Source organism: Arcanobacterium bovis, assembly GCF_004331995.1.
Taxonomy (GTDB): domain Bacteria; phylum Actinomycetota; class Actinomycetes; order Actinomycetales; family Actinomycetaceae; genus Arcanobacterium_A; species Arcanobacterium_A bovis.
Window position 1 is genome coordinate 321513 of the sequence record NZ_SJDT01000003.1, and the last position, 15852, is coordinate 337364.

The 15852-nt window shown below is 53.3% G+C and carries 15 protein-coding genes; 2 read left to right on the forward strand and 13 right to left on the reverse strand.

The genetic code is table 11. From position 1 onward, the window contains the following. Nucleotides 1-23 precede the first annotated feature (23 nt). The 7 genes from EZJ44_RS05190 to glmS form a co-directional block, all read right to left on the reverse strand. Entirely contained in the window at nt 24-491 is a 468-nt protein-coding gene (locus tag EZJ44_RS05190) for a GNAT family N-acetyltransferase (RefSeq protein WP_165496121.1), read from the reverse strand. Beyond that, nucleotides 472-1185, reverse strand: coding sequence for a tRNA (adenosine(37)-N6)-threonylcarbamoyltransferase complex dimerization subunit type 1 TsaB (tsaB, locus tag EZJ44_RS05195; protein ID WP_131280941.1), 714 nt, complete (start codon nt 1183-1185; stop codon nt 472-474). The genes EZJ44_RS05190 and tsaB overlap by 20 nt, the downstream gene beginning before the upstream one ends. Further along, nucleotides 1166-2254 carry a hypothetical protein gene (locus tag EZJ44_RS05200; protein WP_131280944.1) on the reverse strand — a complete coding sequence of 363 codons (1089 nt, stop codon included), beginning with the start codon at nt 2252-2254 and terminating at the stop codon, nt 1166-1168. Before EZJ44_RS05200 ends, tsaB begins: the two co-directional genes overlap by 20 nt. A 1-nt stretch (nt 2255) precedes the next feature. Further along, nucleotides 2256-2852 (reverse strand): tRNA (adenosine(37)-N6)-threonylcarbamoyltransferase complex ATPase subunit type 1 TsaE, encoded by a 597-nt coding sequence (tsaE, locus tag EZJ44_RS05205; protein WP_131280947.1) that lies wholly within the window; start codon nt 2850-2852, stop codon nt 2256-2258. A 27-nt stretch (nt 2853-2879) separates the two neighbouring features. Then, complete coding sequence (gene alr, locus EZJ44_RS05210; protein ID WP_131280950.1) at nt 2880-4031, reverse strand: alanine racemase; 1152 nt, start codon at nt 4029-4031, stop codon at nt 2880-2882. Between the two features lies 1 nt (nt 4032). Further along, nucleotides 4033-5700 (reverse strand): bifunctional ADP-dependent NAD(P)H-hydrate dehydratase/NAD(P)H-hydrate epimerase, encoded by a 1668-nt coding sequence (locus EZJ44_RS05215; protein ID WP_131280952.1) that lies wholly within the window; start codon nt 5698-5700, stop codon nt 4033-4035. Between the two features lie 112 nt (nt 5701-5812). Continuing rightward, nucleotides 5813-7669, reverse strand: a complete 1857-nt coding sequence (gene glmS / locus EZJ44_RS05220) for a glutamine--fructose-6-phosphate transaminase (isomerizing) (RefSeq protein ID WP_131280955.1) — start codon at nt 7667-7669, stop codon at nt 5813-5815. An 18-nt stretch (nt 7670-7687) separates the two neighbouring features. Between glmS and EZJ44_RS08955 the strand changes: the two genes are divergently transcribed. Next, entirely contained in the window at nt 7688-7822 is a 135-nt protein-coding gene (locus EZJ44_RS08955) for a hypothetical protein (protein ID WP_277751395.1), read from the forward strand. Nucleotides 7823-7915: 93 nt separating this feature from the next. Beyond that, a complete protein-coding gene (coaA, locus tag EZJ44_RS05225) occupies nt 7916-8881 on the forward strand; it encodes a type I pantothenate kinase (RefSeq protein ID WP_131280958.1) in 966 nt (321 codons plus the stop codon). A 16-nt stretch (nt 8882-8897) separates the two neighbouring features. On the opposite strand, the gene glmM is transcribed toward coaA, so the two are convergent. The 6 genes from glmM to EZJ44_RS05255 all read right to left on the reverse strand — a co-directional run bounded on the left by glmM (nt 8898) and on the right by EZJ44_RS05255 (nt 15849). Then, a complete protein-coding gene (gene glmM, locus EZJ44_RS05230; protein WP_131280960.1) occupies nt 8898-10232 on the reverse strand; it encodes a phosphoglucosamine mutase in 1335 nt (444 codons plus the stop codon). Between the two features lie 84 nt (nt 10233-10316). Beyond that, nucleotides 10317-11324: an L-lactate dehydrogenase gene (locus tag EZJ44_RS05235; protein ID WP_131280964.1), complete on the reverse strand. Its 1008-nt coding sequence runs from the start codon at nt 11322-11324 to the stop codon at nt 10317-10319. A 196-nt stretch (nt 11325-11520) separates the two neighbouring features. Next, a complete protein-coding gene (locus tag EZJ44_RS05240) occupies nt 11521-12540 on the reverse strand; it encodes a LacI family DNA-binding transcriptional regulator (protein WP_131280967.1) in 1020 nt (339 codons plus the stop codon). Between the two features lie 74 nt (nt 12541-12614). Then, the gene (locus EZJ44_RS05245) at nt 12615-13532 is read right to left on the reverse strand and encodes a carbohydrate ABC transporter permease (protein ID WP_131280970.1); all 918 of its coding nucleotides are present in this window, start codon (nt 13530-13532) and stop codon (nt 12615-12617) included. Next, entirely contained in the window at nt 13529-14428 is a 900-nt protein-coding gene (locus EZJ44_RS05250) for a carbohydrate ABC transporter permease (RefSeq protein ID WP_131280973.1), read from the reverse strand. Before EZJ44_RS05250 ends, EZJ44_RS05245 begins: the two co-directional genes overlap by 4 nt. Before the next feature lie 62 nt (nt 14429-14490). Beyond that, the gene (locus EZJ44_RS05255; protein ID WP_131280976.1) at nt 14491-15849 is read right to left on the reverse strand and encodes an ABC transporter substrate-binding protein; all 1359 of its coding nucleotides are present in this window, start codon (nt 15847-15849) and stop codon (nt 14491-14493) included. Nucleotides 15850-15852: the final 3 nt, after the last annotated feature.

Consider the following 15852-nt stretch of genomic DNA (forward strand, 5'->3'; position numbering starts at 1 on the left):
TTTCGTATCCGCACGGGAAACAGTCAACATTCGAGCCGCATGACGACGGCGTCGTCGTCCGAATAGTACTTCTTACGCACCGCAATCGCCTCGAAACCGAAGGCTTCATAGAGCGCTTGGGCACCGGCGTCGGCCTTCCGCACTTCAAGAAATACCCGGTCGGCGGCATGCGCGCGTGGAATCGCGAGCATATATTCGAGCAGCTCACGAGCAATCCCCCGACGGCGATACCTCACGTCTACACCGATAGTGAGCAATTCGGCGTCAGGACCATGTGAAATACCTGCAACCGCAAGCAAAGCTCCTTGACTCTGATGCGGCTGCGGTGCGCACACCACGCCAAAATATGAACGATCTGTGGCCTTTAGCTCCTGCTGCCACACCCACTCGGGCCAGGCATCACGGCCAAAATTCTGCTGGTCGAAACTGGCACAACGTTCCACCCACCCAGCAGGAATCTTGCAAATCTCGCTATTTTCCGGCAGCGCCATAGGGATTCTCGGTCGGTGCAGGTTGCGCGTGCGCTCCACCATGCACGTCTGGCCGGCGCAAATACTGCGGTTCGCTGTCAAAAGTGATATTTTCGCCTGCTTCCGCTCTCGCAATTCGCGACAACAGCAAGCGCACCATTACCGACGGCGCACAATCCACCGTCACCCGCTCTGGCAGTACATCTGCATACAAGTTTTCATCTGCACACGCCACAATCGCACGATCCTCGCCCAGTTCCTGTACCAAATCGGTAGGCTTGAGCACCCGAACCTCCTTGAGGATTTCGACGTCGTCCGCCCCCATCGCACGAGCTTGCAGAGCATAGACCTCTTTGCGGCGCGCATCAATCACACCTTCAACAAGATTCAAGCCGGTATCGCAACCTGCCAGCGCCATCACTTCTGCTGAAGAAACACCATAAAGCGGAATATCCCACGCTCGCGCCAATGTACGCGCAGTTACAAGCCCCGCACGCAAGCCTGTGAAGGCCGCAGGCCCGGTTCCGACGACGATTGCCTCCGGCTTCTCGATGCCTGCCTCTTGCAAAGCTGTTTGCACCATCGGAGCGAGTAGCTCGACGTGGTGGCGCGAATCTGGCGAGCGCAACGCACTCAATTCCTCAACAACGCCCATGTTTTCATCGCATACACCCACGATCACGTGGTGCGAGGCATCAATTGTCAAGTACTTCATTATCGTGTTCGTCTTCCTCAATGGTTTTCATGGTTGAGTCGGCAGGTGTGCCAGCACTACTTGTGCCTGATTTTTCGATATCCGCCTTGCGATAGAGCGAAATTTTTCCACCCGAATCTCGAAAGCGCGTTTTTCGAGGCTTTTTGGTGTGATCTACGATGCTCCACTTGCCAGTTTCCGGGCGGTGAATCCGTTGTTCCTCATCGCTCTTGCGATTTGCGTGTTCGCTTTGTTCCCAGCGTAACCATATCAAAGATACTGTAACAACTGCCGCAACGAACAGCACAATTAATACGATCTGTAGCGCAGACAAACTCTGCGTTTTCGAGGCACTAGCAGTAGGCGTCGACGCCGTTTGGCTGGTTCCTATTTCCGTACCGCTGCCAATCAATCGGTCACGTTGAACGAGGAACGTTTCCAGCGGTATTGCCCCGAGCAAAATCTTTTTCGCAGGTGCGCCCACGGCTGTCACCACCGACTCTTTCACAATGAACCAAGCGTTGAGCAGTTCATCATATACGACGGCGCGCGTGGAATCAGAGCTTGCAACAGCTACCGCCAAGTCGGCGTCGCCATAAACGGACTCTTTTGTTACTTTTCCGTCTGCGAAGTTGGCAGCAACCACTCCCACTGGCTCATTTGTATGGCTAAGCACCGGCGTTACCCAAAAATTCGATTCAGAAATTCCTACCTTGGTGCCTTTAGCTTCAAATTGTGCTGCCCGAATCGGTTTACCAATCGTATATTGAGCCACTTCTGCAGCGGTAGCTTTCGAAAATTCATCTGGAGCCGAAGCAAGTATCAGTGCCTGTGCATTTTGGTTGAACCACGTTTCTACATACGCGCTATCGCCACTATCAGCGAAAATGGAAGTCGCTGTTTGCTCCATATGCGTCTTTGCTCCGCCCAACCGCGTTGCATCAGAGTCAATCGCAAGGTGCGCCTGCGTCGTCACCTGCTCATGCGCCGTCGCCTGTGCTTGCTCAGCGTAACCCACCGAACCAAGGAAGCTGAGGATCGGACTGGTCAATACGGCAAGAACCGAAGCATACAAACGGCGCCTGCGCATATCACAAGCCCTTAACTGAATCGGAAAGTACCTCGTCATCGCCATCGGTTGCCGCTTCATCTGCTTGCTCTGTTGCAGTAATGAGTTTGGCAACGTCGGCATCAGCTACGAGATCCTTGAGAAACTCATCGCCGCGCGCACCAAACGAGCGAAGGGAAAGCGTCCTCGGTGCATCCATAAAAAGATCCTCGGGATCCAAACCAGCTTGTGCACCTTCGGGACGCTCAATTGTGATTTCAAGTCTGTCACCGGAAAGCGTTTCCACCTTGCCAGCTCCCCATTCCACAACCGTTAGTGAAACATCAAGCGAGGTATCGAGATCCAGTGCGTCCAACTCCTCGATTGAACCCAATCGATAGGCGTCCACATGCACCAAATCCATAGTTGCACCGTGATGGATTTGCGCAATAACGAACGTGGGTGACGATACCTTACCCTTCACCCCAAGACCTCGCGCGATACCTTGGGTCATCGTCGTCTTACCTGCGCCAAGGGGGCCGTTGAGCATCACCATATCGCCAGGCTGTGCAAGTCGGCCTAAAGCGGCACCAACAGCTTGGATGTCAGTTACGAGCGGTACTCGAATCGAAATGTCCATCACTACTACTCCTCAGTGAAACTGTATTTAGTCTACGAAATACCGCGGAACCCGGGTGCCCAAACGAGATACTATTTCGTATCCAATTGTGTCGCAGTGTTGTGCCCAATCGTCGGCCGTGGGAAAGCCGCTGGCAGATGCTCCAAAAAGCGTAACGGTATCCCCTGCTACTGCTCCTGGTGCCGCCACAACGAACTGATCCATGCACACTCGCCCAATCAACCCGTGGCGCTGCCCGCCGATCACCACTTCCACGCTATTCGACGCGTGCCGCGGAATTCCATCGGCGTACCCCAGTGGCACAGTTCCCAGTCGCATAGGTTCTTGCGTGGTAGCAGTATGTCCGTAGCTCACGCCAGTGCCAGCGGGAACGTCGCGAACCGATACCAAATCCGCTTCTAGCCTCATCACTGGCTCCAAGCCCATCTCTTCGGCGGTGGCTATCTCGGGTGCAGGGCTCAATCCGTAGAGCATAATTCCTGTGCGCACCATCGAAAAGCGCGTGCGCGGATGCCAGAGCAAACCACCCGAAGCGGCTAAGTGGTGAAATTCAATGTCAATTCCGGCATCGGCAAAAAGTTCACATGCCCGCTCAAAATCTTCCGTCTGACGTTGCGTCTCAGGCGACTGTAAATCATCGGCAAGTGCCAGATGCGACCACAGCCCCACCGTCTCGATCAAACCGCTTTGCGCATATTCGGCTATCATCGGGATAATATCGGGCAACTCTGCGAGAGAGAAACCTCCGCGCGCCATACCCGTATCTACCTCGATGTGCACCCGCGCACGGATTCCTGATTCATTAGCAGCGAATGCAATTTCATCAAGTGCCCAGCTAGCTCCAACAGAAAGATCGATTCCTAATTCGAGGGCTTCCCAAAATGGCGCGCCAGGCTCGGCAATCAATGCGAGCATTCGCCCGCGCTCATGCAAGGCTTTGCGCAATGCAATAGCCTCGCCAAGTTGTGCAACCGCGAGCCATTCCACGCCAGCGTCGAGTGCCCATTCGCCAATCTTTTCGGCTCCATGACCATAGGCATCAGCTTTGATCACCGCCATGATCTGGGCTTCTCCGGCCAACTCTCGCGCTTTGCTTAGGTTATGCTCAAATGCACTACGCGAGATAAGCGCACGCGAAGGAAAATGCGGTTCTCCGTTGTACGCGTCTTTCAAGCTCATATCATCTCCCGTAGTTGAGAATTTCATCGAGAACATCTGGCAATGAATCGATAATATCGCTTGCAGTGATAGGAATACCCAATCTGCGCTCGTCGTGTAATTCACGTCTCGCAACGAATCGTGCATCACCGCGCCAGAATGGCGGGTACTTTGATCCTTCGTTCCCGCTTCCCATGCCTCTTCCCACGCCTCCCGTTCCCGTTCGCGCGGCACGCTGAGCTGCACGTAAATGCAGATGAACTCCAATAGCCGCGGCTAAGGCAAGATCCTCGTGGCTCAACACGCAACGAGCGGCAGCGTCGTCGTACTCTTTCTCTCGTTGCGCTTGAAACATCGTGACGACGCCGGCAATCACTCCCGCGAGTACGTCACCTGCACCTGCAGTACCAGTCCACGCCGGCGCACCACTTTGAGCAAAACAATCTCCATCTGGGGTCACGACGAGGGTTATCGCCCCCTTGAGTACCACACATACGCCAAATTTGCCGGCTGCCAGCTGGGCAAAATGCCGCGGTTTCGCCTCAACCTGAGCGCGAGTAACCTCCTCACCAGCTTTTGTGAGAAGTTGAGCTAGCTCTCCAGCATGCGGAGTGATAATCGTGGGGTGTTGCTGGGAATCGTCGGATAAAGTGCCGCTGTGCAGCACATCTATCCCACCGGCGTCCACAACCAACGGCAGCTGAGCAGGGACTTGATCGAGTAGCTCGCGCACGCCGTCCAATTGTGTAACGCCCGATCCCAGCAATAAGGCTTGCACGCGGCCTGCCACTGTTACCACCTCAGGATAACGAGGCACCACCGATCGAACCTCACCCAAATAGCGGATCATGCCAAGGCCAAGTGTACGTGCACCTCCCACGCTGAGCAGCGCAGCGCCCGGGTATTCTACCGAACCAGTAAAAACTCCCAGCACTCCACGCGTATATTTGTGGTCAGACGACACAGGCACGAACCAATGATCGCGCACATCAGCGTCTCCCACCGCTCGCAAGCGAGCCGGCTCGCAATGCGCGCCAAACAGTTTAGATTCAAATCCGAGCGAAATGGTTTCCACCTCACCTGCGAGAAATGCCGCTGGCGGTTCAAGTAAACCAGGCTTGAGGCATCCCATCGTCACTACAAGATCTGCCGGGAGCACGCACTGCGGACTTTCTCCCGAATCAGCGTTCACTCCCGAGGGCACATCGACTGCCACTACCAGCGGTTTTGCTGGCGATATTCCCGCTTCTTCGGAAAGTATCCGTATCCAGGACGCATAAGGATCGCGCACTGCCCCTACGGTTCCGATTCCCAAGATTCCGTCAATCCATGTACCGTTCGCGCGTGCGAGCTTGCGCATTGCGGTTTCGTCAGGGTTGCGGACGATTCGCACCCCTGCTCGCTGAGCTGCCGCAACGCCGTCGTCATGCGCGCGATCCCCGACGACGGCGGTGACCTTCAATCCGCGCCCCGCCAAGGTCACTCCCGCGTAGAGCGCGTCGCCACCATTATTGCCAGCACCTACCAAGAGCAGCACCGATGAGCCTGGAAGCCGGAAGCCACGGGCTTTAATTGCGCGAATCGTGCACTGCGCGAGCGCAAATGCTGCTTGTTCCATCAAGGGTACAGAGTCATTAAGAAGCTCCTGTTCAGCCGTTCGCACGGCTTGAACATCAAATGCGTACTCCATAAAGCCTCCATTTTCTGCACGCCTTATTCGGTTGTGTTGTTCAGCTTTCGTGCCGTTCAGTTGTCGACTCAACCAGCAGGTGCTATTTGGTTGGCACCAAAGCCAAAACGTATTATTCGACCGTCACTGCCTTCGCCAAATTGCGTGGCTTATCGACGTCGTAGCCCTTTTGCCGTGCCAACTCACAGGCGAAAATCTGGAGCGGGATAATCGTCACCAGCGGCATCATGAGAGTTGGCGTTGAGTGCGGAACGCGAATAATCAGCTCTGCAAGGTTGTCAACAGCGGTATCGCCTTCTTCAGCCACCACGACAACTCGTGCACCGCGCGTCTTGACTTCTTCGAGATTTGAAATCACTTTTGCGTGCAAAAGGGGGCGACGCGGCGTCGGAACGATCACGAAAATCGGCAAGTCCTCCTCTACCAGCGCGATTGGTCCATGCTTCAACTCTCCGGCCGCAAAGCCTTCCGCGTGGATATACGCCAGTTCTTTGAGTTTAAGCGCGCCCTCCAAGGCGATAGGGAATCCGACGTGACGTCCCAAGAACAGCACCGATTCGACGTCGCTCATCTTGCGCGCCAACTCTTTGACGGCGTCCTCCTGAGCGAGCACCGATTCCATGCGCTGCGGCATCATTGCAAGTTCGTTAAGATATGTGGCCACTTCGTCTGAGTATTTGTTTCCGCGCAACTGCGCCAGATACAAGCCAAGCAGATAAGCAGCGGCAATTTGTGCCGAAAAAGCCTTCGTCGAAGCCACTGCGACTTCTGGTCCTGCATGCGTGTAAAGCACCGCATCGGCTTCGCGCGCAATCGTGGAGCCAAAAACATTGACGATTGCCAGTACTCTTGCACCCTGCTCACGGGCATGGCGCACCGCCATAAGCGTATCCATCGTCTCGCCAGACTGGGAGATAGCAACCACAAGGGTGCGGGAATTGACCACCGGATCGCGATAGCGGAATTCGTGTGCAAGCTCTACTTCTACCGGAATGCGGCACCAATGCTCAATCGCGTATCGCGCCACATGCCCTGCATAAGCTGCTGAACCGCAGGCAATCACGATGATCTTATCGATTGCACGCAAGTCAGCTTCGTCCATTCTTAGCTCGTCTAAGTGGAGCTCGCCGTTTTTGGTGCGGCGCCCCAAAAGTGTTTCCGCCACAGCGCGCGGCTGTTCGTGAATTTCTTTCTCCATGTAGGTGTCGAAGCCGTCCGTCATCGCAGCTTCAACATCCCAATTCACTTCATAAGTGCTCGTTTCAACTGGGTTACCAGCAAAATCAGTGACTGCAATCGAATCAGCTGTGAGCACCACGATTTGGTCTTGATCAATCGCCATCGCCTGCCGCGTGTAGCCAACGAATGCTGCCACGTCCGAGCCGAGGAAGTTCTCTCCATCTCCAATGCCGACGACGAGCGGAGAGTTGCGGCGGGCTGCCAGTATTTTCCCTGGTTCTTGGTGCGCGATCGCCACTAATGCGAACGAACCCTCAAGAAGATTTACCACTTCACGCATCGCAATTTCTAAATCTTTATGCTCGGCGTACGCCTTGCCAAGCAGATGCGCCACAATTTCCGAATCCGTCTCAGATAAGAACGTCGATCCAGCGGCAAGCAACTGTTCGCGCAGTTCTTGATGGTTTTCTACGATGCCATTGTGAACGATGGTAATCTCTCCATCGGGCGAGCAATGAGGATGAGCATTGGCATCGCTCGGGGAACCGTGCGTTGCCCAGCGCGTGTGCCCGATAGCACTGTGTGCCTGCGGTATTGCAGATTTTTCTAACAGTTCGTTGAGATTTTCAACGCGTCCTGCCTTTTTCCGTACCGTAATGCCAGAATCCGCCGCGAGCGCGATTCCAGCAGAATCATAGCCGCGGTATTCCAACCGGGTAAGACCTTCAATCACAACATCCAGAGCCTTTGACGAGCTCTGGGAACCTACATATCCAACAATTCCACACATACCTTTAAGACTAACGCATTGAGCAGTGGCTCCAAAGCAGGACTCTCACGAAGCGAACGAAACCTGCGAGAGCGAAAGGAAGCCACCGGCATCGATACCCGCATCGCAGCGGCGCGCAAACGTAACGAAACAGACAACTCGGACGTAACGTAACGCCGTCATCCTGCGAAGGACACGGAAGCCACCGACGCCGCCAGACGAAGATAAAACTTGGTTGCCGAGCGAAATACTGGAAAACTAGTGGGCATGAATTCTTTTTCCACTTCGAGTGCTGCGGCGGTGCCCTCGCCTTATGTGTCGATTCCCAGTGCACAATGGCGCAAACTCGCTGAGACTACCGAATTACCACTCAGCGACCACGATATTCGCAATCTTGCCAGTTTGGGCGATCCGGTAGATCTCGCCGAAGTGGATGCAATTTATCGGCCATTATCTGCGCTGATACAGATGTATGCGCGGCGCACCATGCACCTTCTCGCCGAAGAAAATGCATTTTTAAACCGCGCCGACACCAAAACTCCATGGATCATCGGAATTGCAGGCTCAGTTGCCGTTGGAAAATCGACAGCAGCTCGCCTCCTTCAAGAGCTCATGAAACGGTGGGAGCAGACGCCGAACGTAGATTTAATCACCACCGACGGCTTCCTATTGCCCAACACCCAGCTTGAGCAGCAAGGCATCATGCACCGCAAGGGGTTTCCAGAGTCGTATGATCGGCATGGCTTGATCAACCTACTCTCGGCGGTCAAAGCAGGAAAGCGCAATCTCAAGGTACCGATATACGACCACGTCACATACGATATTGTGCCCGGCGAATTTCTCACCATCGACCAACCCGATATTCTCATCGTCGAAGGTCTGAATGTGTTACAGCCTCCGCGCCTTTCTTCCACCGACGGCGAATTTCGTGCGGTCTCAGACTACTTTGATTTCTCGATTTACCTCGATGCCAGCGAAAACAGCCTCGAAAAATGGTATATCGAGCGCTTCCGCAAGCTACGTTCCACCGCATTCGCCGACGATCGCTCATTCTTCAAGAACTACATGCATTTGACGGACGCGGAAGCCGACCAACTGGCGCGAGATATCTGGAAAAGCATCAACCTTCCCAACCTGCGCGAAAATATCGCGCCCACCCGCACCCGCGCCACAGTGATTCTCCACAAGAACGACGATCACGTGATCAACGAGATAATGCTTCGCAAGCTATAAGCTGAGCGTGTACTTCCTATAAGCTGAGCTTGTTCTTCACTACGTCGGCTAGATGCTGAGCAGCCCGATCAGCTTCCTCTTGCGTAGCCGCTTCCACCATCACGCGAATGAGCGGCTCGGTGCCAGATGCACGCAAGAGTACGCGTCCCGTTTCTCCAAGCTCAGCTTCCACTTTCGCTACTTCTGCAGCCACTGCGTCCACGCCGTTTTTGTCCACGTTCGGCACGTTGATCAGAGTTTGTGGCAAGCGCTGAATGAACGAGACCATCTCTTCGAGGCTCTTCCCACTCTTGGCAATCTCAGTGGCTACCAGCACGGCCGTCAAGGTGCCATCGCCGGTCGTGGCATTGTCGAGGTTGATAATGTGTCCCGACTGCTCACCACCCAAGTTGTAGTCTTTCGCGAGCATTTCCTCGAGCACGTAGCGATCGCCAACCTTAGTTGAAATCGTCTTCACGCCCTTGGCCTTCATGGCGAGGTGTAGACCGAGATTCGACATTACTGTGAGCACCAAAGTATTGCGTTTGAGACGCCCTTGTTCTTTCATCGCCACAGCTAGCATGCCCATGATCTGATCGCCGTCCACCAGCTCGCCCTTGTGGTTGACGGCGAGGCAGCGATCGGCGTCGCCATCAAATGCGAAACCAAAATCGGCTTTCGTCGCAACCGTGAGCGCCTGCAACTGTTCCGGATGCGTCGATCCACAGTTGTCGTTGATATTCTTACCGTCCGGAGCTGCGTTAATAACCACGACGTCGGCACCGAGCTTCTGGAAAACCCGCGGAGCGACGTCGGACGCCGCACCATTTGCGCAGTCCAAAGCGATACGCAATCCATGCAAGTCGCCACCGATCTTGATGAGGTGATCCATGTAGAACCGATCCGATACCTCAGCACTCTCGCTAATAGCGCCAACAGCTGCTGCGATAGGACGATCCCATTCTTGACCAAGCACTGCTTCGATCTCGTCCTCAATGGCATCGTCGAGTTTGAAGCCATTGGAGTCGATGAATTTGATGCCGTTGTCCTGCATCGGGTTGTGGGAGGCCGAGATCATGACGCCGAGATCGTAGTCCTCTTCGGAGGTCAGATAGGCAACGCCCGGAGTTGGAATCTCCCGCACGTGCTCGACATCCACACCAGCGCTGGCCAAACCAGCAGCTAGAGCATGTGAAAGCATACCTGATGACTGGCGAGTGTCACGCCCAATGATTGCACGTGGGCGGTGTTTGAGCCCCTTCTTATTGACGAGAACTCGCGCTGCGGCTTCACCGAGCTGGAGGGCAAAGTCGGCTGTGATCTCCTTATTTGCGAGCCCGCGCACGCCGTCGGTGCCAAATAGTCGTGACATCTTGCTCCTTAGCAATATTCGTCGGATTTTATTTTGGGAATGATTCCTGGGAATCTTAAGAATTCTCAGATTCCTCAGCGAGGATTATTCCACTTTTCCTTCTGGAATCTTAACGCCCAAATCTTCTTCAAGCTTGGCAAAAGACTCTTCAATGGTATCTTTCAATAGCTTAGCCGATGCTCGCATGGCCTCGTGTTCAGTCATTTCAAGCGGGATACCAACAACTTGCTTGATTCCTTCTGCTCCTACGATTGCTGGAGTACCGATGTAGAGATCGTCGAATCCATACTCACCATTCATATAACCAGAGACGGCGAGAATGGAGTTTTCATCGGAGAGAATAGCGCGAGTAATTCGCGCCAATGCCGCACCGATACCGTAGTAGGTGGCGCCTTTTGCCTCGATAATGCGGTATGCAGCCTGCTGAACATTTTGGAATGCCTCTTTGAGTGCAGCCGACGACGTTTCTGGGTTGCGCATAATCCATTCGCTCAGAGCCATGCCGCCCACATTGGCATGCGACCACACTGGAAACTCAGAATCGCCATGTTCACCCATGATATAGGCGTGAACATTGCGTGCGTCCACATCAAGAAGTTCTGCCAGCTCTTGGCGCAAGCGCGCCGAATCGAGCGCGGTACCTGAGCCAAGTACACGGCTTGAGGGCAATCCTGAGAATCGCCAGGTTGCGTAGGTGAGCACGTCTACAGGGTTAGTTGCAACGAGGAAAATGCCATCAAAACCTGATGCCATTACCTGCGAAATCATGTCATGGAAGATACGCAAATTCTTATCGACGAGATCCAACCGCGTTTCGCCTGGCTTCTGAGCCGCACCGGCAGCAATCACAACCAAACCGGCATCGGCGCAATCCTCGTACGTAGCGGCGTAGATTTTCTTTGGCGAGGTGAAAGACAGCGCATCGGCAAGGTCCATCGCGTCACCCTTGGCTTTTTCGACATTCATGTCGATGATGCCCAGCTCGCGTCCGACTCCAAGCAAGGTCAATGCGTAAGCGTAGCTCGATCCCACTGCCCCGTCACCGATGAGGATAATCTTTGAGTGTTTTGTTTTCGCTTTCTTCGTAGCCACAGTTCTCCGATCGTTGTGCTTTGACTCAATTCTACCTGTTCAAAACATTGATTCCACCTGTTCTGCGCGTTTTCTACGTTCTTTGTAGGTGGAATCACCCCAACGGAGTGAAATTGCGTGTGCGATCTGGGCAAGTTCTCGAAATATATTCAGATGTTGCGAAATACGCCCCAACTTTCGCGAATGCGTACTCGATTTAAGCTCGCGGAGCCGCTGTAGACTCGCGAACCACAAGCTCGCCGTGAATTTCAATCACTTCTCCGGCGCTCTCCTCACCCTGTTCAGCAAGGCGTTTGAAAAGCGCTTCAACAGCAGCTTTACCTGCTGCCACGAAATCTTGACGATATGTTGTGAGTGCAGGTAGCCAAATGGCCGAGAGCGGATGATCGTCAAATCCCGCCACACTAATATCGTCTGGAACACGCACGCCGCGGTCGGCAAGCCCGCGCACTACCCCCATTGCAATCTCGTCGTTTCCAGCGAAAATAGCGCTTACATCTTTACGATCAGCAATTTCATGCCCGATCCTGCGCGCATCAGTTGGTTCCCAATCGCCCATAATCGGCCTGCTCATTGGGATATTGTTCTCCACAAGAGCAGCTTCCCATCCGTCGGTTCGGCTCGCTCCTTTGAGATACGTCGGCACACAAATATGGTGAACTGTTTTGTGCCCCAACGCGAGCAGATGCTCGGTAATTGCCTTTCCGCCGTCGTAATCACCGAGGCTCACCTGTGCACTGCGCGGATCGTAGCTCCCACCAATCGCAACCACCGGAATATGCCGCGGCATCATGCGAGCTGCCGCCTCCGCCGTTTCGTCGTATTTGAGCAAAATAATGCCGCTCGGTTGCAGATCAGACACCAAATCAATCGAACGTTTTAACGCATCGGGAGAATCGTCGTCGAGCTTGGAGATAAGCACGCTATATCCATTGAGACGGGCAAAATCTTCGATACCCTGAATCGCCACAGCTGAACCGTAAAGCGTGGTGTTGGTAGAAAACACCGCAATTGTTTTCGTTTTGGACGTGACCAGCCCACGTGCCACCGGACTCGGCCGATAATCGAGAATCTTGATCGCTCGAGCGATGCGCTCGCGACTCTCCTCGCTCAAATGCGAAGAATCATTGAGATACCGTGAAACAGTTGATACCGACACTCCAGCGCACAACGCAACGTCTTTAATCACTGGCGCCGAGTTGCCTTTGCGTACCATATGGCTCTCCTAGTTCCCCACAGTTTGAGCGGAGCTAGGCCATTTCACAGCCTTTCCGCTGGCCAGTGCCTATATTATTTGACGGCACCGCCGGTAATTCCAGATATGATCTTACGTTGTCCCACGATAAAAATCACCAAAAGCGGGATCGTCATCACGATGATATACGCAAAAATGTAATGCCAGTTGTTGAGGTACAAACCGGCGCTTGCCACGTTGTAAAGATTGAGCGGCAAGGTATTCATCTTTCCAGACAAAATAAACAGTGCATAGAACACGTCATTCCAGATATACAACACGATAAGGATCGTAGCTGCTGCAATAGTAGGCTTGAGCAGCGGAAAAATAATCTTGAAGAACACTTGCGCGGGCTTGGCGCCATCAATCCGCGCCGCTTCTTCCAGCGAAACAGGGATTGTGCGTACAAAACCGGTTATGAAGAAAATGACGATCGACAGGTAAATTCCGGTGTACACGCAAATCATGCCAAGGGCCGTGCCTGCGATACCGAGCATTTTGAGAAGCATCATCAGCGTCACCACCGACGGTGGCAGGATGAGTCCCGAGATAAACAAAGCGTAGAGAACTGCAGTACCTCGCGTGCTGCGCCGTGCGAATATCCATGCAGCCATCGCACCGAACAACAGTGCCACAAATACAGATGGCACGGTGACTAATAAACTTCCAATAAACGCCTGCACCATGTGTCCCTCTGCAATCACTGCTTGGATATTTTCAAGCAACTGCCATTGCGAGGGCAACGACATATCAGGTATTACAGCTTCCGACTGAGTCTTGGCAGCTGTTACAATCGCCATCCAAAATGGCACCGCCAAAAATACCGCTATCACCAGCATAACTAGAGCAGCGTGCGCAATTTTATGGGTGCGTGACCGCTCAGTGCCTACTGGAACTCCTCTAGGTGCGCTAGCTAGACTGCTTGCGAACCCGACGGTTCGCTTACCTGCTGAATTCTTCCCCAAAATGCTCATAGTACTTTATTCTCCCTCCGGCGCAAGTAGATAATAACGGGAATTGCCACAGCAGTGACCAGCAAGAACAGCACCAAACTCATGGTCGTTGATTGCGCATAAAGACCTTTGCCAAAAGTACGCCAGATGAAAAGATTGAGCACTTCCGTGGAGCCACCTGGACCGCCGGCGGTCATTGACTGCACGATGTCAAAGGAGTTCATGGAGCCAAGCAGCGCCGTGGCAATATTAAAGGTGAGTGCCGGAGCAAGCAGCGGAAACTTGATCTTCCAAAATATTTGGCGATGTGAGGCGCCGTCAATAGTCGCGGCTTCGATAACCTGTGGATCAATCGTTTTTAGTCCCGCTAGGTATGTGAGCATGGAAAAGCCCATCCATTTCCACGCGTGTACGGCAGCAATAATTACCAAAGTCCACGTTGTTGAACCTAACCATTGGATTTCGACGTCGGTGCCGGAGACAAACGACAACATCTGGTTCAAGACGCCGTCAGTCTTGAGAACTGCCTGCCAGATGTAGCCTGCTGCTAAAGCAGACATAATCACTGGAATGAAAAACAGGGTTCGACCGAGCCGATTCAATCGGGTATCCGCTTCAAAAAGCACCGCCAAGAGCAGCCCAAACACATTCTGGAATACTGCAACAAGCACGGCGTATATGAACGTGATTCGGATATCGGCAAGTAGCACGCCGGAGTTGAATAGTTCTTGCAGATTACTTAATCCGTTAAAGGAAATATCTTGCTTGAACGCCGACCAATCCGTAAAGGAATAGGCAAAATTCATCACCGTTGGTACCACGAAAAATACCACGAGAATGAATCCAGCAGGGATCAGGTAACGTAACGGATAATTACTTAACCGCGACTCACGCATAGTACTAATTCTTCCGATCATGCTTGAGATTATGAGTGTGTGGTTGCTTCACCAGAGAAGAAGCAACCACACACCAACCGACTTTAGAATCCAGGCACACCCTGTGCTTTAGCAAGCTGTGCGAACTGATCTTGAGTTGCCTTGGCAGCCTGCTCCGGAGTTACCGTGCCGTTCACCATATTGGCAAGATTCAAGTACAGATCTGGATTCGCCACTGCCTGCGACTGCATTGCGCCTTCAGCGTTCTTCAGTGAAGCAGCAGAATCTACCAGCGCCTGCGGAACCGAATCCGGCGTCTTCACAGTCTTGAGAACAGATACGATGTTCTGGTCTTTGACGAAGTTCTCATAACCAGTGGACATCCAGAATGAGATGAACTGACGAGCAGCAGCTTCACGAGCTGCATCTCCCGTCTTGAAGGCAACCACTCCCCCGGTCTGCTGCGGAATTGAGGTGCCAATGTTGCCATTCTTCGAGATTGGGAAGAAACCAATCGTCTCATCAAGAACTTTCTTATCGTTATTTGCCAAGGCAGCAATCGCGTTGAATGTGCCGTTAGTCTGAATGATCATCGCCGTCTTGCCTTCATAAAGAGCTGCCGACTGATCGCTATCCTTTGCAGAGCCAGCGTCCTTGTTGTACAGGCCTTTATCGAGCATCGACTTGTATTCTTTGATCGCGCCAAGAATATCTGGTCCACTGAACGAATCCTTGTTCTTGTTGATCCGATCCCAAAGGCCATCGCGTGCTGCTTCCGCAAGCTGCACGTTCACAGCCCACTGGGTTCCCCACTGCGAACCTGCCATTTCAAAGAGCGCCGAGTTCACACCCTCAATCTTGGCATCACGGATCTTTTCTGCCAATGCGATAAATTCGCCCCAATTCTTTGGAAGCTCCTTCACGCCTGCTTTGGCGAATACCTTCTTGTTGTAGTAGATACCTTCCACGTCTGGCGAAGAAATAATTGCAGCATAAGTCTTGTCTTTATAAGTGCCACCTGCTTCGGCGACGCCGTCTGCGTAGTTCTTCTTCCACGGAGCGTTATCGAGCACCTGGAGTTTGTCTTGCGCAACAAATCCTGCCAGAGCTGACGCCGTGGGCTGCCAGAACAGGATGTCAGGACTGTCGCCCGTCGTCACCTTGGTCTGGACATTGGACTCGTAGTTGTCTGGAATCGTCTGCACTTTGACTTTCGCTCCAGTGGCTTTCTCGAAGTCTGCAACTACTTTGAGAGGGATTTTGTTAGATGTTTGAGCTGCCCAAATGGTGAGTTCAACACCGTCTAGCTTGGTATCGGTAGCTGGCCAGTAATCGGCAGAACTGGCGTCCGCCTTTTTGTCTGATCCGCTAGTCTTTGCCGCTGGATTGCTACAGCCGCTCAGCATGAGTGCTGCAGCCAAGAAACTTGCCGCAACAGCTCCCCAGGTACGTTTGTGACCCATATG